This window comes from Streptomyces sp. NPDC052020 (assembly GCF_040680575.1).
GTDB lineage: Bacteria > Actinomycetota > Actinomycetes > Streptomycetales > Streptomycetaceae > Streptomyces.
Genome location: NZ_JBFAWY010000024.1, coordinates 53,775 through 77,231, shown reverse-complemented (window position 1 = coordinate 77,231; position 23,457 = coordinate 53,775). Strand labels below are relative to the sequence as shown.

General features: G+C 72.8%; 18 protein-coding genes, 1 tRNA gene and 1 pseudogene. 11 read left to right on the top strand and 9 right to left on the bottom strand.

What is annotated here, in order from left to right:
* Positions 1–19 precede the first annotated feature (19 nt).
* Positions 20–1,411, top strand: coding sequence for a diaminopimelate decarboxylase (locus AB0L74_RS23605; RefSeq protein ID WP_365655774.1), 1,392 nt, complete (start codon positions 20–22; stop codon positions 1,409–1,411).
* Positions 1,412–1,544: 133 nt separating this feature from the next.
* On the opposite strand, the gene AB0L74_RS23600 is transcribed toward AB0L74_RS23605, so the two are convergent.
* A complete protein-coding gene (locus AB0L74_RS23600; RefSeq protein WP_365655662.1) occupies positions 1,545–2,165 on the bottom strand; it encodes a hypothetical protein in 621 nt (206 codons plus the stop codon).
* Positions 2,166–2,277: 112 nt separating this feature from the next.
* Positions 2,278–3,120: a MurR/RpiR family transcriptional regulator gene (locus AB0L74_RS23595; protein WP_365655660.1), complete on the bottom strand. Its 843-nt coding sequence runs from the start codon at positions 3,118–3,120 to the stop codon at positions 2,278–2,280.
* A 257-nt stretch (positions 3,121–3,377) separates the two neighbouring features.
* Here AB0L74_RS23595 and AB0L74_RS23590 point away from each other — a divergent pair, with 257 nt between their 5' ends.
* Positions 3,378–4,793 carry a cytosine permease gene (locus AB0L74_RS23590; protein WP_365655657.1) on the top strand — a complete coding sequence of 472 codons (1,416 nt, stop codon included), beginning with the start codon at positions 3,378–3,380 and terminating at the stop codon, positions 4,791–4,793.
* A gap of 19 nt (positions 4,794–4,812) precedes the next feature.
* Positions 4,813–5,235: a hypothetical protein gene (locus AB0L74_RS23585; RefSeq protein ID WP_365655771.1), complete on the top strand. Its 423-nt coding sequence runs from the start codon at positions 4,813–4,815 to the stop codon at positions 5,233–5,235.
* A 474-nt stretch (positions 5,236–5,709) separates the two neighbouring features.
* On the opposite strand, the gene AB0L74_RS23580 is transcribed toward AB0L74_RS23585, so the two are convergent.
* Positions 5,710–7,098, bottom strand: coding sequence for a cystathionine beta-synthase (locus tag AB0L74_RS23580; protein WP_365655654.1), 1,389 nt, complete (start codon positions 7,096–7,098; stop codon positions 5,710–5,712).
* Positions 7,099–7,477: 379 nt separating this feature from the next.
* On the opposite strand from AB0L74_RS23580, the gene AB0L74_RS23575 reads away from it, so the two are divergent.
* The 3 genes from AB0L74_RS23575 (at position 7,478) to AB0L74_RS23565 (ending at position 10,958) form a co-directional block, all read left to right on the top strand.
* Positions 7,478–8,503, top strand: coding sequence for an SGNH/GDSL hydrolase family protein (locus tag AB0L74_RS23575; protein WP_365655652.1), 1,026 nt, complete (start codon positions 7,478–7,480; stop codon positions 8,501–8,503).
* A 156-nt stretch (positions 8,504–8,659) separates the two neighbouring features.
* Complete coding sequence (locus AB0L74_RS23570; RefSeq protein WP_365655649.1) at positions 8,660–9,880, top strand: acetyl-CoA C-acetyltransferase; 1,221 nt, start codon at positions 8,660–8,662, stop codon at positions 9,878–9,880.
* Between the two features lie 295 nt (positions 9,881–10,175).
* The gene (locus AB0L74_RS23565) at positions 10,176–10,958 is read left to right on the top strand and encodes a hypothetical protein (RefSeq protein ID WP_365655647.1); all 783 of its coding nucleotides are present in this window, start codon (positions 10,176–10,178) and stop codon (positions 10,956–10,958) included.
* 37 nt (positions 10,959–10,995) lie between these two features.
* Here the strand turns inward: AB0L74_RS23565 and AB0L74_RS23560 are convergent, their stop codons facing one another.
* A complete protein-coding gene (locus AB0L74_RS23560) occupies positions 10,996–11,307 on the bottom strand; it encodes a hypothetical protein (RefSeq protein WP_365655644.1) in 312 nt (103 codons plus the stop codon).
* Positions 11,308–11,408: 101 nt separating this feature from the next.
* Between AB0L74_RS23560 and AB0L74_RS23555 the strand changes: the two genes are divergently transcribed.
* Complete coding sequence (locus AB0L74_RS23555; RefSeq protein WP_365655642.1) at positions 11,409–11,636, top strand: DUF4287 domain-containing protein; 228 nt, start codon at positions 11,409–11,411, stop codon at positions 11,634–11,636.
* 84 nt (positions 11,637–11,720) lie between these two features.
* Here AB0L74_RS23555 and AB0L74_RS23550 read toward each other — a convergent pair whose 3' ends face one another.
* Positions 11,721–12,644 carry a Bax inhibitor-1/YccA family protein gene (locus AB0L74_RS23550; RefSeq protein WP_365655639.1) on the bottom strand — a complete coding sequence of 308 codons (924 nt, stop codon included), beginning with the start codon at positions 12,642–12,644 and terminating at the stop codon, positions 11,721–11,723.
* A 167-nt stretch (positions 12,645–12,811) separates the two neighbouring features.
* Complete coding sequence (locus AB0L74_RS23545; protein WP_365655636.1) at positions 12,812–13,987, bottom strand: 4-hydroxybenzoate 3-monooxygenase; 1,176 nt, start codon at positions 13,985–13,987, stop codon at positions 12,812–12,814.
* A 419-nt stretch (positions 13,988–14,406) separates the two neighbouring features.
* On the opposite strand from AB0L74_RS23545, the pseudogene AB0L74_RS23540 reads away from it, so the two are divergent.
* A pseudogene (locus tag AB0L74_RS23540) lies at positions 14,407–14,595 on the top strand (GNAT family N-acetyltransferase); the annotation flags it as partial.
* Positions 14,596–14,727: 132 nt separating this feature from the next.
* Here the strand turns inward: AB0L74_RS23540 and AB0L74_RS23535 are convergent.
* A tRNA-Leu gene (locus tag AB0L74_RS23535) sits at positions 14,728–14,811 on the bottom strand.
* Between the two features lie 394 nt (positions 14,812–15,205).
* Here AB0L74_RS23535 and AB0L74_RS23530 point away from each other — a divergent pair.
* A complete protein-coding gene (locus AB0L74_RS23530; protein ID WP_365655633.1) occupies positions 15,206–15,976 on the top strand; it encodes an ABC transporter ATP-binding protein in 771 nt (256 codons plus the stop codon).
* Positions 15,977–16,041: 65 nt separating this feature from the next.
* A complete protein-coding gene (locus AB0L74_RS23525) occupies positions 16,042–18,570 on the top strand; it encodes an ABC transporter permease (protein ID WP_365655630.1) in 2,529 nt (842 codons plus the stop codon).
* 79 nt (positions 18,571–18,649) lie between these two features.
* On the opposite strand, the gene AB0L74_RS23520 is transcribed toward AB0L74_RS23525, so the two are convergent.
* Together AB0L74_RS23520 and AB0L74_RS23515 are read right to left on the bottom strand one after the other, a co-directional pair.
* A complete protein-coding gene (locus AB0L74_RS23520) occupies positions 18,650–19,954 on the bottom strand; it encodes a cyclopropane-fatty-acyl-phospholipid synthase family protein (protein WP_365655627.1) in 1,305 nt (434 codons plus the stop codon).
* A 344-nt stretch (positions 19,955–20,298) separates the two neighbouring features.
* Positions 20,299–21,681, bottom strand: coding sequence for an NAD(P)/FAD-dependent oxidoreductase (locus AB0L74_RS23515; RefSeq protein WP_365655623.1), 1,383 nt, complete (start codon positions 21,679–21,681; stop codon positions 20,299–20,301).
* 525 nt (positions 21,682–22,206) lie between these two features.
* Between AB0L74_RS23515 and AB0L74_RS23510 the strand changes: the two genes are divergently transcribed.
* The gene (locus AB0L74_RS23510; RefSeq protein WP_365655620.1) at positions 22,207–23,445 is read left to right on the top strand and encodes a PP2C family protein-serine/threonine phosphatase; all 1,239 of its coding nucleotides are present in this window, start codon (positions 22,207–22,209) and stop codon (positions 23,443–23,445) included.
* The last annotated feature ends 12 nt before the right edge of the window (positions 23,446–23,457 follow it).

The window sequence follows — 23,457 nt, the reverse complement described above, 5'->3', positions numbered from 1 at the left end:
TGGGGACGTGGACACGGGCATGGGGAACCTGGACGGCACGGGCGCGGGCGCGGAGCGGGCGGCCCGGCGGGACGCGGCGGTGCGGGCGGCGGTGGAGCAGGGGCTGCTGGGGCCCGGGGCGCCCCTGGCCGGGCTGCTCGACGTCGTCGGCATCCGGGAGTCGGCGGCGGCGCTGCGGGCGGCGTTCGACGCGGTGGTGGCGCCGGGCACGCCGGTGCTGCACGCCTTCGCGGTGAAGGCGGCCCCGCTGGTGCCGGTGCTGCGGCTGCTGCACGCGCGGGGGCTGGGCGCGGAGGTGGCCAGCCCGGGCGAGCTGGCGCTGGCGCGGGCGGCGGGGGTGCCGCCGGAGCACACGGTCCTGGACTCGCCCGCCAAGACGCCGGACGAGCTGCGCGAGGCGCTGGCGCTGGGCATCGCCGTGAACGCCGACAACCCGCAGGAGCTGGACCGGATCGACGGCCTGATGCGGACCGCCCGCAGCCGGTCCCCGCTGGGCATCCGGGTGAACCCCCAGGTCGGCGGCGGCTCCATCGAGGCGCTGTCGACGGCGACGGCGACCTCCAAGTTCGGCGTGGCGCTGCGGGACGAGGGGGCCCGGGAGTGGGTGGTGCGGGCCTTCCTGGACCGGCCGTGGCTGACCCGGCTGCACACGCACACCGGCTCCCAGGGCATCCCGCTGCCGCTGATGGCCGAGGGCGTGGCGGCGGCGTACGCGCTCGCCGAGGAGATCAACGAGCGGGCCGGGCGGCGGCAGGTCGACACCGTCGACATCGGCGGCGGGCTGCCGGTGAACTTCACCTCCGACGAGACGTCACCAACGTACGCCGCGTACGCGCGGGAGCTGCGGGCGGCGGTGCCGGGGCTGTTCGACGGGCGGTACGGGCTGGTCACCGAGTTCGGGCGGTCGCTGCTGGCCAAGCACGGGACCGTGGTGGCGCGGGTCGAGTACGCCAAGACCGCCGGGGGGCGTCCGGTCGCGGTCACGCACGCGGGGGTGCAGGTGGCGACGCGGACGGTGTACGCGCCGGGAGCGTGGCCGCTGCGGATCGCCGCGTACGACGCCGGGGGGCGGCCCAAGGACGGGCCGGACGTCGTGCAGGACGTGGCCGGTCCCGCCTGCTTCGCCGGGGACCTGCTCGCGGTCGGACGGGCTCTGCCGTTGCTGCGCCAGGGGGACTACGCGGCGGCGCTGGACACGGGGGCGTACTACTTCGCGCACCACTACGCGTACAACTCGCTGGCCCGTCCCGGGGTGTACGGGTTCGCCCCGGACGGCGAGGCGGGCGTCGCCTTCGCGGTGGTGCGGGAGCCGCAGCCGGTGGAGGAGATCGTGGCCGAGGCGGGGGGCGCCCACGCCGACGCCCTCATCTCCGGCCTCTTTCGGCGCGAGTCCCGGCCGTCCCGGGGCTGAGGTGCCGGGACGGCGGGACGCGGACCGGCGTCCGCGCCCCGCTCACCCACGTCGCCGGGCCGCCCCACCCGGGGCGCCCCACCCGGGCCGCCCCACCCGGGCCGCCCCACCCGTGGCGCCGTCCGGCGCGCGGTCAGACCAGGGCCGCCGTCTTGCGGGGCCTGCTCCCGGGGGCCGGCGCCGCCGCCTTGCGGGGCTTGCCCCCGGGGGCCGCGTCGCCCGCCGCGATGCCCGTGCTGCGGTACGCCTTGACCGCCTTGCCGGCGGCACCGCCGGCGTTCCGGCCGAGCCAGTCGACACGGACCCACAGCAGGGCGTCCGCGTCGCGTTCGAGGCGGCCGACCCAGGCGGCCTTCAGCCACAGACCCGCCCCGCAGCCGGCCAGCAGCATGCCGCCCGCGGCCGGCACCGCGAACGCGCTGCCCGCGGCGGCGAGGAGGGCGAGCAGCAGCCACCAGCGGTGGCCGCGGCGCCAGTTGCGGGCGGTCACCGCCCGGTCCTGGAGCACGTCGTGCTTGCCCGCGCGCGCCGCCGAGCGGGCCAGGGCGGCGTACCGCTTGCGCCGCGCGTACGCCACCGCGGCCACCGCGACGACGAACAGCGCCGCGCCGGCCGTCACACCGATCCGGCGTCCGGTCAGTCCCGGCACGCACACGCCGGCACCCGCCGCGAGCACGCCCAGCCACCACAACGGCGCCGCGCCCGCCCGCACGACGACGGCCACCCGAGCCAGCCCCTGTCCACCGCGTGCCACGTTCAGCCTCCCGTCTCCGTCTGTGAAACGTTCGAGGGTCTTGAGCGGCAGGCAGGTTAGCGCGGCAACGTGAGACGAGTCTGAGAACCGGCGCGTGTCCCGGGCCGCGCCCTCACTCCACGAACAGCCCGCGCGCCGCCGCCTTCGCGTCGAACTCCTCCAGCCGCGCCTGGGCGTCCGGCAGGTCGTCGCACATCGCCTCCAGCAGGACCCGGCCGAGCAGCATCGGCGCGCAGGCGGTGTCGAAGACCAGGCCGGTGCCGACGGCGGCGGGCAGCAGCAGGTCGGACACCTTGGCGACGGGCGCGAAGGCCGAGTCCGCGACGGTCACGACGGTCAGCCCCGCCTCCTTGGCGCAGGAGAGGGCGTCGACGACCTCGCGGGGATGCCGGGGCAGCGCGAAGCACAGCAGGGCCGTGGCGCCGGCGCGCACGGCGCCGTCGATACGGTCCTGGAGCACGGTGCCGCCCTCGTGCAGCAGGCGGACGTCCGGGTGGACCTTGGCGGCGAAGTACGCGAAGCCGTACGCCTGGGAGGCCGCCGCCCGCAGCCCGAGGACGGGCAGGGGCCGGGAGGCGGCGAGCGCCCGGCCCGCCTCCCGCACCGGCCGGGGGTCGGCCAGCACCTCCGCCAGGTGGCGCAGGTTCTCCATCTCGGCCTCGACCGCCTGCTGGTACTCGTTGGGCGCCCCGGCCTCCGCCGCCGCTTCGGCGGGCGCAACCTCGCGCAGGTGGCGGCGGAGCGCCGGATAGCCGTCGAAGCCGAGGGCGACGGCGAAGCGGGTGACGGACGGCTGGCTGACCCCGGCCAGTTCGGCCAGTTCCACGCTGGACAGGAAGGGCACGTCGGCGGCCCGCCGCACCATGCTGTGCGCGATGCGCCGCTGGGTCGGTGTCAGCCGGTGCCCCTCGAAGAGCGCTTGCAGCCGCGCGGCCGGGCTGTCGGTCACGCTCATGACGTGCTCCCCCTCCAGTTGTCCGTGCCCCGTCGGCCGGATCGGCCCGCCGCCGTCACGCCCCGGGAGGGTACAGCGTCCGCGCCCGGCCCCGTGTCCGCGCTCCCCGACGACATCTCGCGCACACCCTCCCTGAACCGGACATCCGGTCTCGCCCTTCCGCCTGCCGTTACCGCAGATTAGCGCGCGGGCATTGACAACCTATTCAGTCACCAAGAACTCTGCATACCGTTATACAGCCGAACAAGGGACCCCGCATGACCCAGTTCGTCGAACTGCGCTCGATCGACGTCGTCCCGGACGACGAGCGCCACGGCAGGGCCTTCTCCCAGTTCACCCTGTGGCTCGGCGCCAACCTCCAGATCACGGCCGTCGTCACCGGCGCCCTCGCCGTGGTCTTCGGCGGCGACGTCGTCTGGTCGGTCACCGGCCTGCTGCTGGGCAACCTGCTCGGCGGGGCGGTCATGGCCCTGCACTCCGCGCAGGGCCCGAAGCTGGGCCTGCCGCAGATGATCCAGTCCCGCGCCCAGTTCGGGGTGCGCGGCGCGGTCGTACCGCTGCTGCTGGTGATCGTCATGTACGTCGGCTTCTTCGCCAGCGGCAGCGTGCTGGCCGGGCAGGCGGTCGCCGAGCTGACGCACACCGGCGACACCACCGGCATCGTCGTCTTCGCGGCCGTCACGGCGGTGATGGCGGCCGTCGGCTACCGGGTCATCCACGCCCTGGGCCGGGTGGCCGGCGTCGTCTGCGCGCTGGCGTTCGTCTACCTCGGCGCCCGCCTGCTGGAGCGGGCCGACCTCGGCGCCCTGCTCGGCGACGCGCACTTCTCGCTGCCGATGTTCCTGCTGGCGATGTCGCTGTCGGCGTCCTGGCAGCTGGCGTTCGGCCCCTATGTGGCGGACTACTCCCGCTATCTGCCCCGCACGACGTCCGCGAAGGCGACGTTCTGGTGGACGCTGTCCGGCTCGGCGCTCGGCTCGCAGTGGTCGATGACGTTCGGCGTGCTGGTGGCGGCGACGGCGGGCGAGGAGTTCATGCGCGGCCAGGTCGGCTATGTCGTGGCGCTCGGCGGCACCGGACTGGCCGCGTCCTTCTTCTACTTCGTCATCGCCCTCGGCAAGCTGACCGTGAACGTGCTCAACACCTACGGCGGCTTCATGTCGATGGTGACCAGCGTCAGCGGCTTCCGCGGCCAGCGAGTGCTCTCGAGGCGCGGCCGGGCGGCGTACATCGCGCTGATCATGGTGGCGGGCACGGCGGTCGCCCTGGCCGGCAAGGACAGCTTCCTGACCTCCTTCAAGGACTTCCTGCTGTTCCTGCTGACCTTCTTCACCCCGTGGTCGGCGATCAACCTGGTCGACTACTACCTGATCTCCAAGGAACGCTACGACATCCCGGCGCTGTTCGACCCGCGGGGCCGCTACGGCGCCTGGCGCTGGGACGCGCTCGTGGTGTACGCGGTGGGCCTGCTGGCGCAGCTGCCGTTCCTGGTGACGCACTTCTACACGGGCCCGCTGGTGGAGCGGCTCGGCGGGGCGGACGTGTCGTGGATCGTGGGCCTGGCCGTACCGGCGCTGCTGTACTGGCTGCTGGCCCGGCGCTCGCCCCGGTCGGGTGGCCCCCGCCCGGACACGGGGGCTAACCCCAGTGCGGCCGGCGCCGCCGCTCCCTAGCGTGGGGCGCATGACGGCGATGGACGCGCGGGATTCCGACCTGGAGAAGGACCTCGACGCCACCTTGCGGGCCCGCAGGGAGCTGGGCGAGGAGTACGAGTCCGCGCTGGTCGAGTCCTTCCTGGAGAAGGTCGACCAACGCATCGACGGCGCCGTCGAGCGCCGGGTGCGGCGGCAGCTGGCCGAGCAGCAGATGGCGGCGGCGCGCGGCGCCCGGTCCCCGGCGCCCACCGACTCCTGGGGCGAGCGTTTCGGCTTCGGGATCGTCTCGCTGGTCCTGGCCATCCCGCTGTCCGCGATCGGCGGCGGCACCGGCGACCTGCCCGGGCTGCTCGTCGTCTGGGGCGGCATCGTCGGCGTCAACGTCGTCCAGGCGGCCCGCACCGGCCCCGGCCTCTTCCGCCGCCGCACGCCCTCCCCGGACGGCGACCCGGAGGACTGAGGACCAGGGAGCCTTCGGACCCGCCTGGCGAAAACCCCAAAAGCTTAGAAAATTCGGACCCCGGAAATCGGAGCTCCGGAAAAACCGGAGCAATCGGCGTCCCGGGACAAGAGTGACGCGGGGACCGCCGCACCCCCGTTGCCGGGGGGCGGGACGACGGCGGTCCCCGCGAGGGACGCGGGCGGTCGGAGACCGGCTGCCGCGTCCGTGGCGTCCATGGAGGTCCGGGAGCCGCTCCGGAGAGTCCCTGGCGCCGTTCGGTGCCGGACCAGGCGGGGAACGTCCCCCGTGCTGAACGCCCGGGAGGTACTCCCTCGCCTGCCGACACCCCCTACTGTGCCGATGCCGTGTTAAGCGTGTGCTGCGCGGACATGACGCGCTCGTACCACTTCCGCGAAGTCCGCGCGGGCGAGTCCGGGGCGAGCCGGCCGCCCGCACCGGGAGTTCACCGCGCGTACGCCGCCGGTTCGCCGGTCACTTCCCGCCCTCGGCGAGGAAGGCCAGCAGGTCCTGCCGGCTGACCACGCCGGTCGGCTTGCCCTCGACGAGGACGATCGCCGCGTCCGCCGTGCCGAGCACGGTCATCAGGTCCCCGACCGGCTCCCCGGAGCCGACCTGCGGCAGCGGGGCGGACATGTGCCGCTCCAGCGGGTCCTCCAGCGCGGCCCGCTGGGTGAACAGGGCGTTCAGCAGCTCCCGTTCGACCACCGAGCCGACGACCTCGGCGGCCATCACGTCCGGGTGGCCGGCGCCGGGCTTGACGATCGGCATCTGGGAGACGCCGTACTCGCGCAGCACCTCGATGGCCTGGCCGACCGTCTCGTCGGGATGCATGTGGACGAGGGACGGGATGGAGCCGCCCTCCTTGTGCTCCAGGACGTCGGCGACGCGGGCGCTGGGACCGGCGTCCTCCAGGAAGCCGTAGTCGGCCATCCACTCGTCGTTGAAGATCTTGCTGAGGTAGCCGCGCCCGCTGTCCGGCAGCAGTACGACCACCACGTCGTCCTCGGTCAGCCGCTCGGCCACCCGCAGCGCCGCGACGACGGCCATGCCGCAGGAGCCGCCCACCAGCAGGCCCTCCTCCTTGGCCAGCCGCCGGGTCATCTGGAAGGAGTCCTTGTCGGAGACGGCCACGATCTCGTCGGCGACCGTCCGGTCGTAGGCGGTCGGCCAGAAGTCCTCGCCCACGCCCTCGACCAGGTACGGCCGCCCGGAGCCGCCGGAGTAGACCGAGCCCTCCGGGTCGGCGCCGATGACCTTCACCCGGCCGTCACTGGCCTCCTTCAGATAGCGGCCGGTGCCGGAGATGGTGCCGCCGGTGCCGACGCCCGCCACGAAGTGGGTGATCCGGCCCTCCGTCTGCTCCCACAGCTCGGGGCCGGTCGAGTGATAGTGGGAGAGGGGGTTGTTGGGGTTGGAGTACTGGTCGGGCTTCCAGGCGCCGGGGGTCTCGCGGACCAGGCGGTCGGAGACGTTGTAGTAGGAGTCGGGGTGCTCCGGGGCGACCGCCGTCGGGCACACGACCACCTCGGCGCCGTACGCGCGCAGCACGTTGATCTTGTCGGTCGACACCTTGTCCGGGCAGACGAAGACGCACTTGTAGCCCTTCTGCTGGGCCACGATGGCCAGGCCGACGCCCGTGTTGCCGCTGGTCGGCTCGACGATCGTGCCGCCGGGCTTCAGCTCGCCGCTCCGCTCCGCCGCCTCGATCATGCGCAAGGCGATGCGGTCCTTCACCGAGCCGCCCGGATTGAAGTACTCCACCTTGGCCAGGACGGTCGCCCGGATTCCCTTGGTCACGCTGTTGAGCCGCACCAGCGGGGTGTTGCCGACGAGGCTGATCATCGAGTCGTGGAATTGCACCGTTGTCTCCGGATGCTGCAAAAGGTGTGGTCGTGATGGTTCCGCCAGCCTAGTGCCGCGGCAGGCGACGTTGGCCCGTCAAGGAGCGGCGTCCGGTGCGTGCTCTGGGGGTCCCCCCGGCCGAAGGCTGGGGGAGTGCCGGCCGGAAGTCCTCGTACTGGACGTACTTGGGCTTTCGGCCGGTGCGGCGAGTGGGGGTCCCCCCTGCTCGAAGAGCTTGGGGGAGCGTGCCGGGCGTCGCGACGGGGCGAACGTTGCCTGCCGCGGCACTAGGCCCTGCCGTCAGCACGCGATGGCCGTTCACTCCTGGTCGAGATTGGGCGACGGTCCGTACGGGGCAAGCAGTGGGTGTACGGCTCGAAGGAGGTGGCGGGGACGCATGACGAGCATGGCGAGGGCGAGGGTGGCCCGGCGGATCGCGGCCGGGGCGGCATACGGCGGTGGCGGGCTCGGTCTGGCCGGGGCGGCCGCGGTGGGCCTGCTGCTGGCGGAGATGCACCTGGCCAGGCGGCGGGTGGGCAACGGCACGCCCCCACGGGTGCCGAACGCGGAGGGGCTGTACGGGGCCACGGTGCCCCCGGCCGGCCAGCCGCCGCTGCGGCTGGTGATGCTGGGCGACTCCACCGCCGCCGGGCAGGGGGTGCACCGGGCCGGGCAGACGCCGGGGGCGCTGCTGGCGTCGGGGCTGGCGGCGGTCGCCGAGCGTCCGGTGACGCTGCGGTCGGTGGCGGTGCCCGGAGCCCGGTCCGACGATCTGGACCGGCAGGTCTCGCTGGTGCTGGCCGACCCCGCCCGGGCACCCGACATCTGCGTGATCATGATCGGCGCCAACGACGTCACGCACCGCATGCCGGCGACCCGCTCGGTCCGCTGCCTGGCGTCGGCGGTACGGCGGCTGCGCACGTCCGGCGCGGAGGTGGTGGTCGGCACCTGCCCCGACCTGGGCACGATCGAGCCGGTGCGGCAGCCGCTGCGCTGGCTGGCCCGGCGGGTCTCGCGGCAGCTCGCGGCGGCCCAGACGATCGGGGTCGTCGAGCAGGGCGGGCGCACGGTGTCGCTGGGCGACCTGCTGGGCCCGGAGTTCGCGGCCAACCCGCGCGAGCTGTTCGGCCCGGACAACTACCACCCCTCGGCGGAGGGCTACGCCACGGCGGCGATGGCGGTGCTGCCCACGGTCTGCGCGGCGCTCGGGCTGTGGCCGGCCGAGGAGGAGCGGCCCGACGTCTCCCGCCGCGAGGGCTTCCTGCCGGTGGCGCGGGCGGCGGCGGAGGCGGCGTCCGAGGCGGGCACCGAGGTCGCGGCCGCGATGCCGGCCGGGCCGCGCGGCCCGTGGGCGCTGCTCAAGCGGCGCAGGCGGCGCCGGGTGACCGAGGCGGAGCCGGAACCCACGGCGCAGCCGTCGTGACGCGGCCCGGTCCCCCGGGGGAGACCAGGGAGAAAGCAAGCGCTTAGTAAACTGCGGCCAGGGTCACACCGCACGACCCGTGACCCTGGCCATACGGCCGGGTAACTTCCCAACCAGCCCCGCCGGACCCGTATCCGTATCGCCTCTGGAGCCGTGATGCCCGAAGCCGTGATCGTCTCTGCCGCCCGCTCCCCCATCGGGCGCGCTTTCAAGGGCTCCCTGAAGGACCTGCGCCCCGACGACCTGACCGCCACGATCGTCCAGGCGGCCCTCGCCAAGGTGCCCGAGCTGGACCCGAAGGACATCGACGACCTGATGCTCGGCTGCGGCCTGCCCGGCGGCGAGCAGGGCAACAACCTCGGCCGGATCGTCGCCGTGCAGATGGGCATGGACCACCTGCCCGGCTGCACGGTCACCCGCTACTGCTCCTCGTCCCTGCAGACCTCCCGCATGGCCCTGCACGCCATCAAGGCCGGCGAGGGCGACGTGTTCATCTCGGCCGGCGTCGAGATGGTCTCCCGGTACACCAAGGGCAACTCCGACAACCTCCCGGACACGCACAACCCGCTCTTCGCCCAGGCGGAGGCGCGCACCGCCGCCGTCGCCGAGCAGGAGGGGACCACCTGGCACGACCCGCGCGAGGACGGCCTGCTGCCCGACCCGTACATCGCGATGGGGCAGACGGCCGAGAACCTCGCCCGCCTCAAGGGCGTGACCCGCCAGGAGATGGACGAGTTCGGCGTCCGCTCGCAGAACCTCGCCGAGGAGGCCATCAAGAACGGCTTCTGGGAACGCGAGATCACCCCGGTCACGCTGCCCGACGGCACGGTGATCTCCAAGGACGACGGGCCGCGCCCCGGCGTGACCATGGAGGGCGTGGCGGGCCTGAAGCCGGTCTTCCGCCCCGACGGCCTGGTCACCGCCGGCAACTGCTGCCCGCTGAACGACGGCGCCGCGGCCCTGGTCATCATGAGCGACACCAAGGCCCGCGAGCTGGGCCTCACCCCGCTCGCCCGGATCGTCTCCACCGGCGTCTCCGGCCTCTCCCCCGAGATCATGGGCCTCGGCCCGGTCGAGGCCTCCCGGCAGGCCCTGAAGCGGGCGGGCCTGACCATCGGCGACATCGACCTGGTGGAGATCAACGAGGCGTTCGCCGCCCAGGTGATCCCCTCCTACCGGGACCTCGGCATCCCGCTGGAGAAGCTGAACGTCAACGGCGGCGCCATCGCCGTCGGCCACCCGTTCGGCATGACCGGCGCCCGCATCACCACCACGCTCATCAACTCCCTCCAGTGGCACGACAAGCAGTTCGGCCTGGAGACGATGTGCGTCGGCGGCGGCCAGGGTATGGCCATGGTCATCGAGCGGCTCAGCTGAGTCCGCCCCGGCTCCCGTCGGTCGACGGTCCGTAGCGGCCGGTCGACGCCTCGCGAGGCTCTGGCCCGGAACTCCGGAAACCCGGGGCTCCGGGCCCGTTTCGTGACCCAATCTCCCCCAGGATGTGACCTATCTCCCTCGTGCCGGTCATTCACGCAGGTCAGAGCAGCCCCACCGGAACCTCCCGCCCCCTCCCCCTGTCCGTTTCGTGACGTTACGCACTGACAGAGGGTTAGTCCGCCGTTCAAGCTGATGTAGGAAGTCGGGGGTCGACTTTGAAACCGGGAGTACGTCCGTGAGCGCCATGCCGATCGCCCTGCTGCTCACCACGGCCGCCACCGGCGCCGTGGGCCTCGCCGTCCTGCGCGGCATCCGGGTACTGCGCCGGCAGGTGGCGGCCCTGCGCACCGAGCTGGCCGAGAGCCGCGCCGTCGCGGCGCGGGGCCTCGTTCCCGCCGCCCGCACCACCGCCGACGCGGACGAGATACGCGCCGCCGTCGCCGAGGCGCTGGCCGAGGAACGCGAGCGGGAGCTCGCCGAGGCGCGGGCGTTCTGGGCCGCCCAGGAGGCCCGCGAGGCCTCCGACGCGCCGCTGCTGCTGGGCCTGCCCGACAGCGAGCTCTACCTGCCCCGGCAGGCCGACTTCGCGGGCCTGGAGCCGGTGGCCGAGCCCGGCGCGGACGCCGACGAGACCGCCGGGGACTCCGCCGAGCTGGCCGCGGCCCGCCGCCGCCACCCCTCGCACCCGGACTTCGTCCCGGCCCCCTCGCCCGCGGCGGACGATCACGAGCGCACCGCCGCCGCGCTGGAGGAACTGGCCGCCGCCCGCGTCGAGCTGGCGGACGTCCGCCCGGGCCCGCTGGGCACGCTGGACGTCTACGTCTTCGCCGACGGCACCACCTTGTGCATGACCCCGGGGCACCGGGAGACCGCGGAGCGCCTGGCCGCCGCGCTGCGCGCGGGCGACACCCCGGTCCTGCTCGGCGGCTCCGGCGTCTCGGGCGCCTACGCCCTCACCTTCGCCTGCGGCGGCGAGACGGTGTACGTGCTGGCGGACCGCGTCATCGCGTCGCTGTAACCGCGGTCCCGTCCGTTCGCGCGCGACGCGCCGGGGCTCACACCCCGGCGCGTTTCTGTGCCTCGGCCACCAGCCGCACCGCCTCGGCCACCTCGGCCTCGCCGCTCAGGACGAGCGCCAGGTCGTGGGCGGCGACGGTGATCTGGTCGGCGGCGGCGAACATCCCCGCGTCGGGCATCTCGCGGGGTTCCGCGCCGGGCGCCTCGGCGAGCTGGGCGCGGCGCGCCAGTTCCCTGGCCAGCGCGAGCGCCTCGGCGGCGGCGCCCCGTTGCAGCCGGCTCTGCGGGGCCGCCCGCAGCCGGTCGGCGAAGTGATCCACGGCACGGGTCAGAGGCGTCGTATCAACCACGGCGCGAGCGTACGCGGCCCACCGGCACTGTTGCCAACGGGCGAACGCTCGGGCACGGTGAGCTGAAGGACCGGCTTACACCCATACCGCCGGAGGCGCCGATGTCCCAGATCTTCTCCGAGGAGACCCATCGCAACCTGCTCGCCCGCATCCCCCATTGCACCGGTCGTGAGATCTCCGACTGGCTGCGCACCGTCGAAGAAGGCCCGGCTCTCCGCTTCGAGGAGAAGGTCAGCTGGCTGCGTCACGAGCACAACCTGGCGTACGGCCACGCCAAGGCGATCATTCATGAGTACGACTTGAGGCGAGCCGCGCGCAAGCTGCTCTAGGCGCGTGGCTTCGGACACGACGAAGGGCCCCGGATGTCCGGGGCCCTTTCGCACGCCTGTGTGAGCGAGGTGCTCGCGCGGGTGCTAGTCGTTGCTGTTGAGGATCGAGATGAGGCGCAGGAACTCCAGGTAGATCCACACCAGCGTCAGCGTCAGGCCGAAGGCGGCCAGCCACGCCTCCTCACGGGGGGCGCCGTAGGCGACGCCGTCCTCGACCTGCTTGAAGTCCAGGGCGAGGAAGCAGGCGCCGAGCAGCACACCGATGACGCCGAAGACGACACCGAGGGCGCCGCTGCGGAAGCCGAGGCCGTCACCGCCGCCGAACACGGCGAACAGCAGGTTCACCAGCATCAGCAGCACGAAGCCGAGCGACGCGGCCATCACGAAGCCGACGAAGCGGCGGTTGACGCGGATCCAGCCCGCCTTGTAGGCGACCAGCACGGCGGCGAAGACCGCCATCGTGCCGAGGACCGCCTGCATGGCCGCGCCGCTGGCGATGCGGTTGTCGACGACGCTGGAGACGACGCCGAGGAAGACGCCCTCGAACGCCGCGTACGTCAGGATCAGCGCCGGCGAGGCCTTGCGCTTGAAGGACTGGACGAACGCCAGGACCATGCCGATCAGCGCGGCACCGATGCCGATGCCGTAGGACCGGCTGATGTGGGCGTCGTCGACGGGCAGCAGCGCCCAGGAGAGCGCGGCCGTGACGATCAGGACGCCGAGCGTGCTCGCCGTCCGCACCACGACGTCGTCCATCGTCATCCGGCCGGTGGCGGCCGGCGCCTGGGGAGCGCCGTACTGCACGTCCTGCTGGGCGTACGGGTTCTGCGCATACGGGTTCTGCGCGTAGGGGTCGCCGGCCGGCTGGGCGTACGGATTGCCCTGCGCGTACGGGTTCCCCTGCGTGGCGACGGCGGGTCCCCCGGCCTGCGGCGCGGCGTTGAAGCCCGCGTAGCCGTTGTCGCGGCTGAACCCCCGTCGCGAGAAGACCGGGTTTCTGCTCCTCATTTCACTCCTCCATGGCCACACAGCATGGCCTTGGCTCAAGAGTAATAGGTAGGCAAAGGATTGACCCTAGTGCTTGGGGAGGATCTTTCCCTCATGGTGCTGCGCAACACGCTACGCGGGTCCGTGATTCCCCTCACGGCAGGGGGCCATGCCCCCGGGCGCCCGGCTCACCCGATCGGAAAGCCGGTGTACGCCTCGGCGAGGTCGGTCTCGGCGGCCCGGGAGGCGGTGATGCGCGTCAGGCGTGCCACCTGGAGCCGGTCCTCGAAGGGGGTGGCGTCGGGCGCGCGGTGCAGGAGGGTCGTCATGTCGTAGGAGAACCGCTCGGCCTGCCAGACCCGGCGCAGGCAGGTGGCCGAGTAGGCGTCGAGGAGCTCGGCGGAGCCGGTCTCGCGCTGGTGGACCAGGGCCCGGGCGAAGGTCACGACGTCGCCGACGGCGAGGTTCAGCCCCTTGGCGCCGGTGGGCGGCACGATGTGCGCGGCGTCGCCGGCGAGGAAGAGGCGTCCGTGACGCATGGGCTCGTGGACGAAGGAGCGCATGGGGGTGACGGACTTCTGGGTGATCGGGCCGCGCTCCAGCCGCCAGTCGTCGGCGGTCTCGAAGCGGCGCTCCAGCTCGTCCCAGATCTCCTCGTCGCCCCAGGTCTCGGCGTCCGTGCCCTCGGGCACCTGGAGGTAGAGGCGGGAGACGGACGGGGAGCGCATGGAGAGCAGGGCGAAGCCGCGGTCGTGGCGGGCGTAGACCAGCTCGTCGTGGGAGGGGGCGACGTCGGCGAGGATGCCGAGCCAGCCGAAGGGGTACGTCCGTTCGAACGTACGGCTCAGCTCGGCCGGGATCGCCTGGCGGGCCACGCCCCAGAAGCCGTCGCAGCCGACGACGTAGTCGCACTCCAGGACGTCCTCGGCGCCCTGGTGCCGGAAGCGGATCCGCGGGCTGTCGGTGCCGGCGCCCTCGACGGCCAGCGCCTCCGCCTCGAACAGCAGCGGGCCGCCCTCCTTGAGCTGGAGGGCGATGAGGTCCTTGCAGACCTCGGTCTGGGCGTAGACCATCACGGATTTGCCGCCGGTCAGCGCGGGGAAGTCGACGCGGTGACGGGTGCGGTCGAACCGCAGCTCGATGCCGTCGTGGCGCAGCCCCTCGCGGTCCATCCGCTCCCCGGCACCGGCCGCCCGCAACACGTCCACGGTGCCCTGCTCCAGGATGCCGGCCCGCTGGCGCCGCTCGACGTAGGCGCGGTCGCGGCTCTCCAGGACGACCGAGTCGATGCCGGCGTTGTGGAGGAGCCGGGCGAGCAGCAGGCCGGCGGGGCCGGCTCCGATGATGCCGACGGTGGTGCGCATCGGTCGTTCCCTTCAGTTGGCGTCGTTGCCGGTGGGCGGGGCGTCGAGGACGGCGGCGCGGCGCGTCCGACCGCCCGCCCGCTTGTTCGCGTGGTGAAATTTCCTTCACTGACTGCTGACGTGAGTTTCCGGCCGCGCGGGCCCGCTGTCAATGGGTGGGCGGCGAAGTCCTGGGGGGCGGCGGGCGGGCGGACCGGCGGCGGCGCGGTCCGCGCGGCCCGCCTGTGAACGCTGCGGTACGACGATTGGCGCAGGTCGGCGTCGAGTGCGGTGGACGTGCCCAACCCGCGGGGGCATCCCGCACGCTGCCAGAGTCCGGTGCGGCGCTCCGGGCCACCGTGCCCGGCAACCGGACCGTGCGGCACCCGGACCGAGCACACGGCCGCCTGGAAGGCCAGCGCACGACCACGGCACCCGCCATCGAACCGCGCGCGTACACCACGCTCAGGACGTCCGCGGCGACCTTGCTGGACGTCTACACCGAAGTGCGCGCGCCCCTGCTGCACCTGCCGGACTACGCCGTCACCTCATTCGGCGAGCGCCTGGACCGCCACGGCGGGGATCCGGGATTCGTCGCCGTCCTCGCCTACGCGGACGACCATCCCGTCCTTGTTCCTCAGCTCCTGCGCATGGGCGGGGGAGGGCGGGGTAGGAGCGCGTGTGCCGATGGGCGCCACACGAAAGATCGGAGAACGGCCCCGAGAGGTCGTTCTCCTGGACAGGCGCCGTGCGAGCGGAGGTGCCCGGAGCCGGACTCGAACCGGCACGCCCGCGAAGGGGCAGCGAGGTTTAAGCTCGCCGTGTCTGCATTCCACCATCCGGGCAGGCCATGGGCTCCGCGTCGAGACTCCGAGCCTATCGGGATGCATCCCCCGAACAGCGGGCGGGCGGACCGATGTTGTCTTATTTTATTGATGTCTGAGGAAGCATCAGTCAGCCGAACAGGCCATCCGCACTTGCCAACAGCCTTGCGTGCGAAGCTCGGCCGCGCATGCGGAATGACGGAATTTCACCGTCTCGACATGACGGATCCATGCGTTCCGCACCAGCGCCGGCGTCTCAGGGTCGCCCGTCATCCCCAGGTATGACATGGCCTCGCCCGGTCCGACCGAAGTCTCCCCCCGGAACCGGAACAGCGGCTGACTCCACCGGCCCGCGCGGCCGGGACGATGGATCACGTCCCCGAGAACACCGTCGTCCCGACAGGAGCGCCTTCCCATGACCACCGCCCCCCTCGCCGGCCGGTCCACCGCCGTGGCCGCACGTGCCACGGAGCTGTCGAAGATCTACGGCGAGGGCGAGACCCAGGTGGTCGCCCTCGACCGGGTCTCCGTGGAGTTCCGGCAGGCGGAGTTCACGGCGATCATGGGGCCGTCGGGCTCCGGCAAGTCCACGCTGATGCACTGTGTGGCCGGCCTCGACACCTTCTCCTCGGGGTCGGTGCGCCTCGGCGACACCGAGCTGGGCTCCCTGAAGGACAAGCAGCTCACCACGTTGCGCCGGGACAAGATCGGCTTCATCTTCCAGGCGTTCAACCTGCTGCCGACGCTGACGGCCCTGGAGAACATCACCCTTCCGATGGACATCGCGGGCCGCAAGCCGGACCGGCAGTGGCTTGACACCGTGATCGAGATGGTCGGCCTGTCGGGCCGGCTGAGCCACCGGCCCGCCCAGCTCTCCGGCGGCCAGCAGCAGCGGGTCGCCGTGGCCCGGGCGCTGGCCTCCAAGCCCGAGATCATCTTCGGTGACGAGCCGACCGGGAACCTCGACTCGCGCTCCGGCGCCGAGGTGCTGGGCTTTCTGCGCAACTCCGTGCGGGAGCTGGGCCAGACCGTCGTGATGGTCACCCACGACCCGGTGGCCGCGGCCTACGCGGACCGGGTGGTCTTCCTGGCGGACGGCCGCATCGTCGACGAGCTGTACGGCCCGACGGCCGACGCGGTGCTGGACCGCATGAAGCGGTTCGACGCCAAGGGCCGCACCAGCTGACGCGCCGCGCCCGCCCGCCGCCCCGCCCCCCCACTCCCCGTACCTCCTGGACTGAGACGACCCCCATGTTCCGTACCGCCTTGCGCAACGTACTCGCGCACAAGGCCAGGCTGCTGATGACCGTGCTCGCCGTGATGCTCGGCGTGGCGTTCGTGTCGGGCACCCTGGTCTTCACCAACACCATCTCCGGCGCCCTGCAGAAGAGCTCCGCCAAGGGCTTCGGCCATGTCGACGTCGCCGTGCAGCCGAAGTACCAGGGCGCCGAGGGCGACAAGGTCGGGCGGCGGCCCGAGCTGACCCAGGCGGTCCTGGACAAGAGCGCGCGGGTGCCCGGCGCCGCCTCCGCGATCGGCGTCGTCGGCGGCTTCACCGCCGTCGCCGACCGGGACGGCAAGCTGATCGGCAACGGCTTCAGCACCCTGGGCGGCAACTACTGGGGCACCGAGGACCCCCGCTACCCGCTGGTCAGCGGCCACGCCCCGAAGGGTCCCGGGGAGATCCTCATCGACGCGAAGACGGCCGAGCGCACCGGCTACCGCGTCGGCGACACCGTGCGCCTGTCCGTCGACGGCCCCGTCCTGACCCCCACCGTGACCGGCGTCTTCACCACCGACGACGGCAATGTCGCGGCCGGCGGCAGCCTCACCCTCTTCGACACGGCGACCGCGCAGCGGCTGTTCGGCAAGCCGGGCACGTACGACGAGATCGCCGTCGAGGCCGGGCCGGGCGTCACCCAGACCGCGCTCAAGGACCGGCTGGACCGGGCGCTGCCGGCGGACCTCGTCGAGACCACCACCGGCGAGCGGCTCGCCGAGGACCAGGCGGAGACGATCGCCTCGTCGATGAGCGGCATGCGGCAGAGCCTGCTGGTCTTCGCCGGCATCGCGCTGTTCGTCGGCACCTTCATCATCGCCAACACCTTCACCATGCTGGTCGCCCAGCGCACCAAGGAGCTGGCGCTGCTGCGCGCGGTCGGCGCCTCCCGCCGCCAGGTCACCCGGTCGGTGCTGATCGAGGCGTTCGTGGTGGGTATGGCCGCCGCCGTGGCCGGCCTGGCCGCCGGTATCGGCATCGGGGCGGGGCTGCGTTCCCTGATGGGCTCGTTCGGCGCGACCGTGCCCGACGGGCCGCTGGTGGTCTCCCCCGGCACGGTCGTCTCGGCGTTCGCGGTGGGCGTCCTGGTCACCATGCTGGCGGCCTGGCTGCCGGGCCGCCGGGCGGCGAAGATCCCGCCGGTGGCGGCGATGAACAGCGTGCACGCCAAGGCGTCGGGCAAGTCGCTGGTGCTGCGCAACACGCTGGGCTCGCTGTTCTCGGCCGCGGGCGTGGCGGTGGTGCTGGCGGCCACGACGATGGACGGCACCGACGGACAGGCCCCCATGGGCCTGGGCGCCGTACTCCTGATCATCGGCGTGTTCGTTCTGACCCCGCTGCTGTCCCGCCCGCTGATCGCCGCCGCCTCCCCCGTGCTGCGCCTGTTCGGCGTCTCCGGGAAGCTGGCCCGGCAGAACTCGGTGCGCAACCCGCGCCGTACGGCCGCCACCGCCTCCGCGCTGATGATCGGACTCACCCTCATCACCGGCATGACCGTGGTGGCGGGCAGCCTTCAGAAGTCGATCGACAAGATGGCGGCGTCCGCGATCGAGGCGGACTACGTGGTCTCCATGGCCAACGGCAACCTGCTGTCGCCGGACGTCGAGCAGAAGCTGAAGCGGACCGGTGACGTCACCGCCACCAGTCCGCTGCGCAACTCGCCCTCCCGCATCGGCGGCGAGACCGAGTACCTCACCGGCGTCGACGGCTCGACCATCGGCGAGCTGACCGAGCTGAAGCTGGACGACGGCTCCTTCACGGTGGACGGCACCCGGGTGACCGTCGACGACGGCACCGCCGAGCGGCACGGCTGGCAGGCCGGCTCCGCCTTCACCGTCGCCTACGAGGACGGCCGCAAGCAGAAGCTGACGGTCGCGGGCGTCTACGAGGGCAACGAGATGATGCGCGGCATCATGATCGACACCGCGACCCTCGCCCCGCACCAGAGCGAGCCGGCCGACATGCAGGTGATGGTCAAGACCTCCGGCGGCGCCTCCGACACGATGAAGGACCGGCTGGAGAAGGCGCTGGGCAGCAACCCGGCCATCAAGGTCCAGGACAAGAAGGACCTCTCCGACGAGATCGCCCAGATGTTCACGCTGATGCTGAACATGCTCTACGGCCTGCTGGCCATGGCGGTGATCGTGGCCGTGCTCGGTGTCGTCAACACCCTGGCCATGTCGGTCTTCGAGCGCTCCCAGGAGATCGGGATGCTGCGGGCGATCGGCCTGGACCGCCGGGGCATCAAGCGGATGGTCCGGCTGGAGTCGCTGGTGATCTCCCTGTTCGGCGGCGTGCTCGGCATCGGGCTGGGCGTGTTCTTCGGCTGGGCGGCCGGCCAGCTGCTCGGCACGTCGCTGGCGACGTACGAACTGGTCCTGCCGTGGGGCCGGATGGCCGTCTTCCTGCTGCTGGCGGCGGCCGTGGGCGTCCTGGCGGCCCTGTGGCCGGCGCGGCGCGCGGCCCGGCTGAACATGCTCCAGGCGATCAAGGCGGAGTAGATCGCACCGCCGCGGCGACGGGTCCGTCCCACCGGTGCTCCGGTGGGACGGACCCGTACGGCGGCCGGCCCCGGCCCGTTCAGCCGGTCCAGGTGCGGGACCGCAGCGGCATCCCGGAGTCACCCGGCTCCGGGGTCCTCACGGCCAGGACCTGGTTGACGCCGATGCGGTTGCGCTCGAAGGCCAGCGCGGAGGCGGCCATGTACAGGCGCCAGACGCGGGCCCGGCCCGGGCCGGTGAGCCGCACGGCGCGCGCCCAGTGGGCCTCCAGGTTGGCGACCCAGCGGCGCAGGGTGAGGGCGTAGTGCTCGCGGATCGACTCCACGTCGCGCACCTCGAAACCGGCGCGCTCCAGCTGGGTGACGGTGGTGCCGACGGGCGCGAGCTCGCCGTCGGGGAAGACGTAGGCGTCGATGAACTCGTCCACCCGGTAGGCGGACTCGTCTCTCTCCGGGCGCCGGGCGATCTGGTGGTTCAGCAGCCGCCCGCCCGGCTTCAGCAGCGCGTACAGGTCCTGGGCGTACTCCAGGTACCGTTCGGCGCCGACGTGCTCGGCCATGCCGATGGAGGAGATCGCGTCGTAGGGCCCGTCGGCGACGTCCCGGTAGTCCTGGACCCGGATCTCCACCCGGTCGGTGAGCCCCGCGTCGGCGACGCGCTTGCGGGCGTACGCGGCCTGCTCCTGCGACAGGGTGACCCCGACGACGCTCACGCCGTGCTCGCGGGCCGCGTGGATGGCCATGGAGCCCCAGCCACAGCCGACGTCGAGCAGGCGCTGACCGGGCTTCAGGGCGAGCTTGCGGCAGACGAGTTCGAGCTTGTCGCGCTGGGCGTCCTCCAGGGTGCCGCCCTCGGACTCCGGGGCCCGCCAGTAGGCACAGGAGTACACCATGGAGGGCCCGAGGACGAGTTCGTAGAAGTCGTTGCCGACGTCGTAGTGGTGGCTGACGGCCCGCCGGTCGCTGCGCCGGGTGTGCAGATGGCCGCGGACCCGGCGGACCTCCTCGCGGGGCGGCGCGGGCGGCAGCGCCGGTCCGGCGAGCCGCACCAGCCCGCGTACGGCGGACCGGACCGCGGGGTCGCGCAGTGCCTGGCCGAGGCCCCGGGCGTCCTCCCCGCGCTCCCAGATCAGGCCCGAGAGCAGGTCGAGGGCGGTGTACAGGTCCCCCTCGATCTCCAGCTCACCGGCCACCCAGGCGCGGGCCAGGCCCAGTTCGCCCGGCTTCCACAGCAGCCGGCGCAGGGCGCGGCGGTTGCGTACCACCAGCACCGGCGCGCCCGGCGGGCCCGCCTGCGAGCCGTCCCAGGCGCGGATGCGCACCGGAAGCGGCGTTCCCAGCACTTGCTCGACGAGCCCCTTCAGCCGCGGCGCGGCGTCGGCCATGGCGTACACCTCCGTGACGGGCGATCCCGGAATGTTGCGACACCACGTAAACACCTGCGCGGGCGCGGCGCAGTCCCGCATCCGGGTCATGGCCGGGAAAAAAGCAGGTGCAGACGCCACCTTCATCCGGCCGCGCACGGACCGGGACCCGGCCGCGAGACCGGGCGACGGCCACCAGGGCGGGCGGCGGCAGGGCGGGCGACGGCCGATCCCGCGGCGGGAGGCCGCCCGGTGGCGCGGACGCCGAAGGGGCCGCCCGCACCACGGATGGCGGGCGGCCCCTTCGGGCTGTCGAGGGGTGACGTGCCGTCAGCGGGCCGGCGGCACGTCCGGTGACCGTGCGGTCAGGAGGCCTTGGCCTTCTCCTCGGTCTTGGCGGCGACCGGGGCGGGGGCGGGCTTGGCGGCCTCGTAGAACTCCTCGCGCGGGGACTCGATCGCGCCGAGCGAGACGACCTCGCGCTTGAGGAACATGCCGAGCGTCCAGTCGGCGAAGACCCGGATCTTGCGGTTCCAGGTCGGCATCGCCATGCCGTGGTAGCCGCGGTGCATGTACCAGGCGAGACGGCCCTTGAGCTTGATCTTCATCTTGCCCATGACGATCATCGCGACGCCCTTGTGCAGGCCGAGACCCGCCACCGCGCCCTTGTTGGCGTGGCTGTACTCCTTCTGCGGGAAGCCCCGCATGCCGGAGAGGACGTTGTCACCGAGGACCCGGGCCTGGCGCAGCGCGTGCTGGGCGTTGGGCGGGCACCAGGCGTTCGGGTTGCCGTTCTTGCGGCCGACGAGGTCGGGCACCTGGGCGTTGTCGCCCGCGGCCCAGACGTAGTCCATGCCCTTGACCTGGAGCGTCGGCTCGCAGTCGACGTGACCGCGGGGACCCAGCGGAAGGCCGAAGCGGGACAGGGCCGGGTTGGGCTTGACGCCCGCCGTCCACACGATGGTGTTGGAGTCGACCTCGAGGCCGTTCTTCAGCACCACGTGGCCGTCGACGCAGGACTCCATGGAGGTGGACAGGTAGACCTCGACGCCGCGGCCCTCGAGGTGCTCCTTGCCGTACTTGCCGAGCTTCGGGCCGACCTCGGGGAGGATCTTGTCGGCGGCGTCGACGAGGATGAAGCGCATGTCCTCACGGGACACGTTCTTGTAGTACTTGGCCGCGTCGCGGACCATGTCCTCGACCTCGCCGACGGTCTCGGCGCCGGCGAAGCCGCCGCCGATGAAGACGAAGGTGAGCGCCTTGCGGCGGATCTCCTCGTCCGTGGTGGAGTCGGCCTTGTCCAGCTGCTCCAGCACGTGGTTGCGCAGGCCGATGGCCTCCTCGACGCCCTTCATGCCGATGCCCTGCTCGGCGAGGCCGGGGATCGGGAAGGTGCGGGAGACCGCGCCCATGGCGATGACCAGGTAGTCGAAGGGCAGCTCGTACGCCTCGCCGACCAGCGGGGCGATCGTGGCGACCTTGCGGTCCTGGTCGATGGTGGTGACCCGGCCGGTGAGGACCTCCGCCTTGGGAAGCACGCGCCGCAGGGGGACGACGACGTGCCGCGGGGAGATGTTGCCGGCGGCGGCTTCGGGGAGGAAGGGCTGGTAGGTCATGTACGACCGGGGGTCGACGACGGTGACGGTCGCCTCTCCGTAACGCATCTTCTTCAGGATGCGCCGAGCTGCGTACAGGCCTACGTACCCACCGCCTACTACGAGGATCCTGGGACGCTCCGTGGTGCTCATGGCATCGAGTATCCACCCGCTCCCGGGGGGTTCCTCGTGCGCCCCTTCACAAGCTCCGACGGGGGCTGTGTTACACTCCGCCGCCCACGTGACGGAGATCATGGCGCGGGAGGGGAACCACCGTGTAGGGGAGCTCGTTGTCAACGGCGCGTGAGCTGCCCTTCAGGCCCGTCGGGCCATCCGGGCCACCCTCACAACGGCCCCTCCCGGACTGTGCGCGCAGCGCTCTCCTGAACGTGTTCAAAGGGCAGTTGAGCCCCCAAAAGGGTCAACGGAACCGCCCGGGTCGTCCGGCCGGGCCCAATTCCTTGTGAAGAACTTCACGAACTTTCTCGCGGACCGCGGCCGGCCGGCCGCCCCTGCGCCCGGCGCCCGTACTCACGCGTCGCCTGACCAGCCCGGAAGGCTCACCTCCGGAACGGCGCCCGAGCCCGTCACCGCGAGTACTTTTGCCCCTTGTGCCGGGTTCGGCGAGGCTTCGAGGAGTGAGGACGTGCCGCGTCGGCAGCTCGGGAAAGGGATGGCATGAGTCCGCACCGCCGTACGACGGGACTGGTCTCCCACGCCGCGGATCCGGAGAACCTTCCGCTGCCCCACTGGGCGCGGTGGCTGCCCCTGGCGCTGGTGGCGCTCGCCCTCGCCGTCGACCTGCCGACGCCCGGCGCCTTCAGCGGCGACGTCTTCCTGGTCCTCAGCGCGATGAGCGCCGCCTGCGTCCTCGCCCCGCGCCCGGTGGTCCTGACCGCGCTGCTCAACAGCGCGGCCGGTCTGCTCCTGCTGTTCGCCGGGCATCTGGAGTCCGACGGCGGGCACGCCGTCGTCGACTACTTCGCCCTGCTCCTGCTGGCCTGGGCCTCCGTGCCGCTGTGCCTGCTGCGGATGTGGCTGCACCGGCGGCTGCGGGGCGCCCGGCAGATCGCCGAGTCCGCGCAGCGCGCGGTGCTGCCGCCGGTGCGGGCCTGGCTCGGCAGCACCTGGATCGCCGTGCGGTACGAGGCCGCCTCGGACGCGGCCGCCGTGGGCGGCGACCTGTACGCGGCCGAGGAGACCCCGTACGGCGTACGGCTGCTCATCGGCGATGTGCGCGGCAAGGGCCTCGACGCGATCCCCGGCGTGGCCGCCCTGGTGGGCAGCTTCCGCGAGGCGGCGCACCACACCGAGACCCTGTCGATGCTGGCCCGGCACCTCGACGAGGCGGTCACCCGGCACACCCGGGACCTGGCCGCCGTACGGGACCGGGACGGCACCCGGAGCGAGCAGTTCGTCACGGCGGCCATCGCCGAGTTCCCGCCCGGCGGGGGCGAGGTGCGCCTGATCAGCCGGGGCCACTGTCCCGCGTTCCTGGCCGGCGCCGAGGGCACCCGTTCGTGGGAGCCGGCCGACCCCGGGCTTCCGCTGGGGCTCGGCGAGCTGGACCCGGGCCCCTGGACGTACGACTCGCGGCCCTTCGCCCCCGGCGATCTGCTGCTGATGTGCACGGACGGCCTGCTGGAGGCGCGGGACGCCGACGGCGTCTTCTTCACCCCCGAGGAGGGGCTGGGCGGCTGCTGGCGCCAGGGGCCGCCGACCGTGGTGGACACCGTGGCGCGCCTGGTGCACCGGCACGCCGGGGGTGTCCTCGCGGACGATCTGGCGCTGATGGCGGTCACCGTCACGGAGACGCCGTACCGGCCGCCGAGAGCCATGGCTTCCGGAAGTTCCGAAAAGTCCGGCGGTGGCTGCGCCGTACCGCCCGACCCGACGGGCCCGTCGGCCGAGCACTGAGGGAGCCGCCCC

What these genes read in the sequence shown, in the direction of transcription:
- AB0L74_RS23605 (WP_365655774.1), top strand. Translation starts at nt 20, where the DNA reads ATGGGGAACCTGGACGGCACGGGCGCGGGCGCGGAGCGGGCGGCCCGG.
- AB0L74_RS23595 (WP_365655660.1), bottom strand. Translation starts at nt 3,120, where the DNA reads ATGAGCGTGACCGACAGCCCGGCCGCGCGGCTGCAAGCGCTCTTCGAG.
- AB0L74_RS23590 (WP_365655657.1), top strand. Translation starts at nt 3,378, where the DNA reads ATGACCCAGTTCGTCGAACTGCGCTCGATCGACGTCGTCCCGGACGAC.
- AB0L74_RS23585 (WP_365655771.1), top strand. Translation starts at nt 4,813, where the DNA reads ATGGACGCGCGGGATTCCGACCTGGAGAAGGACCTCGACGCCACCTTG.
- AB0L74_RS23575 (WP_365655652.1), top strand. Translation starts at nt 7,478, where the DNA reads ATGACGAGCATGGCGAGGGCGAGGGTGGCCCGGCGGATCGCGGCCGGG.
- AB0L74_RS23570 (WP_365655649.1), top strand. Translation starts at nt 8,660, where the DNA reads ATGCCCGAAGCCGTGATCGTCTCTGCCGCCCGCTCCCCCATCGGGCGC.
- AB0L74_RS23555 (WP_365655642.1), top strand. Translation starts at nt 11,409, where the DNA reads ATGTCCCAGATCTTCTCCGAGGAGACCCATCGCAACCTGCTCGCCCGC.
- AB0L74_RS23550 (WP_365655639.1), bottom strand. Translation starts at nt 12,644, where the DNA reads ATGAGGAGCAGAAACCCGGTCTTCTCGCGACGGGGGTTCAGCCGCGAC.
- AB0L74_RS23545 (WP_365655636.1), bottom strand. Translation starts at nt 13,987, where the DNA reads ATGCGCACCACCGTCGGCATCATCGGAGCCGGCCCCGCCGGCCTGCTG.
- AB0L74_RS23530 (WP_365655633.1), top strand. Translation starts at nt 15,206, where the DNA reads ATGACCACCGCCCCCCTCGCCGGCCGGTCCACCGCCGTGGCCGCACGT.
- AB0L74_RS23525 (WP_365655630.1), top strand. Translation starts at nt 16,042, where the DNA reads ATGTTCCGTACCGCCTTGCGCAACGTACTCGCGCACAAGGCCAGGCTG.
- AB0L74_RS23520 (WP_365655627.1), bottom strand. Translation starts at nt 19,954, where the DNA reads ATGGCCGACGCCGCGCCGCGGCTGAAGGGGCTCGTCGAGCAAGTGCTG.
- AB0L74_RS23515 (WP_365655623.1), bottom strand. Translation starts at nt 21,681, where the DNA reads ATGAGCACCACGGAGCGTCCCAGGATCCTCGTAGTAGGCGGTGGGTAC.
- AB0L74_RS23510 (WP_365655620.1), top strand. Translation starts at nt 22,207, where the DNA reads ATGAGTCCGCACCGCCGTACGACGGGACTGGTCTCCCACGCCGCGGAT.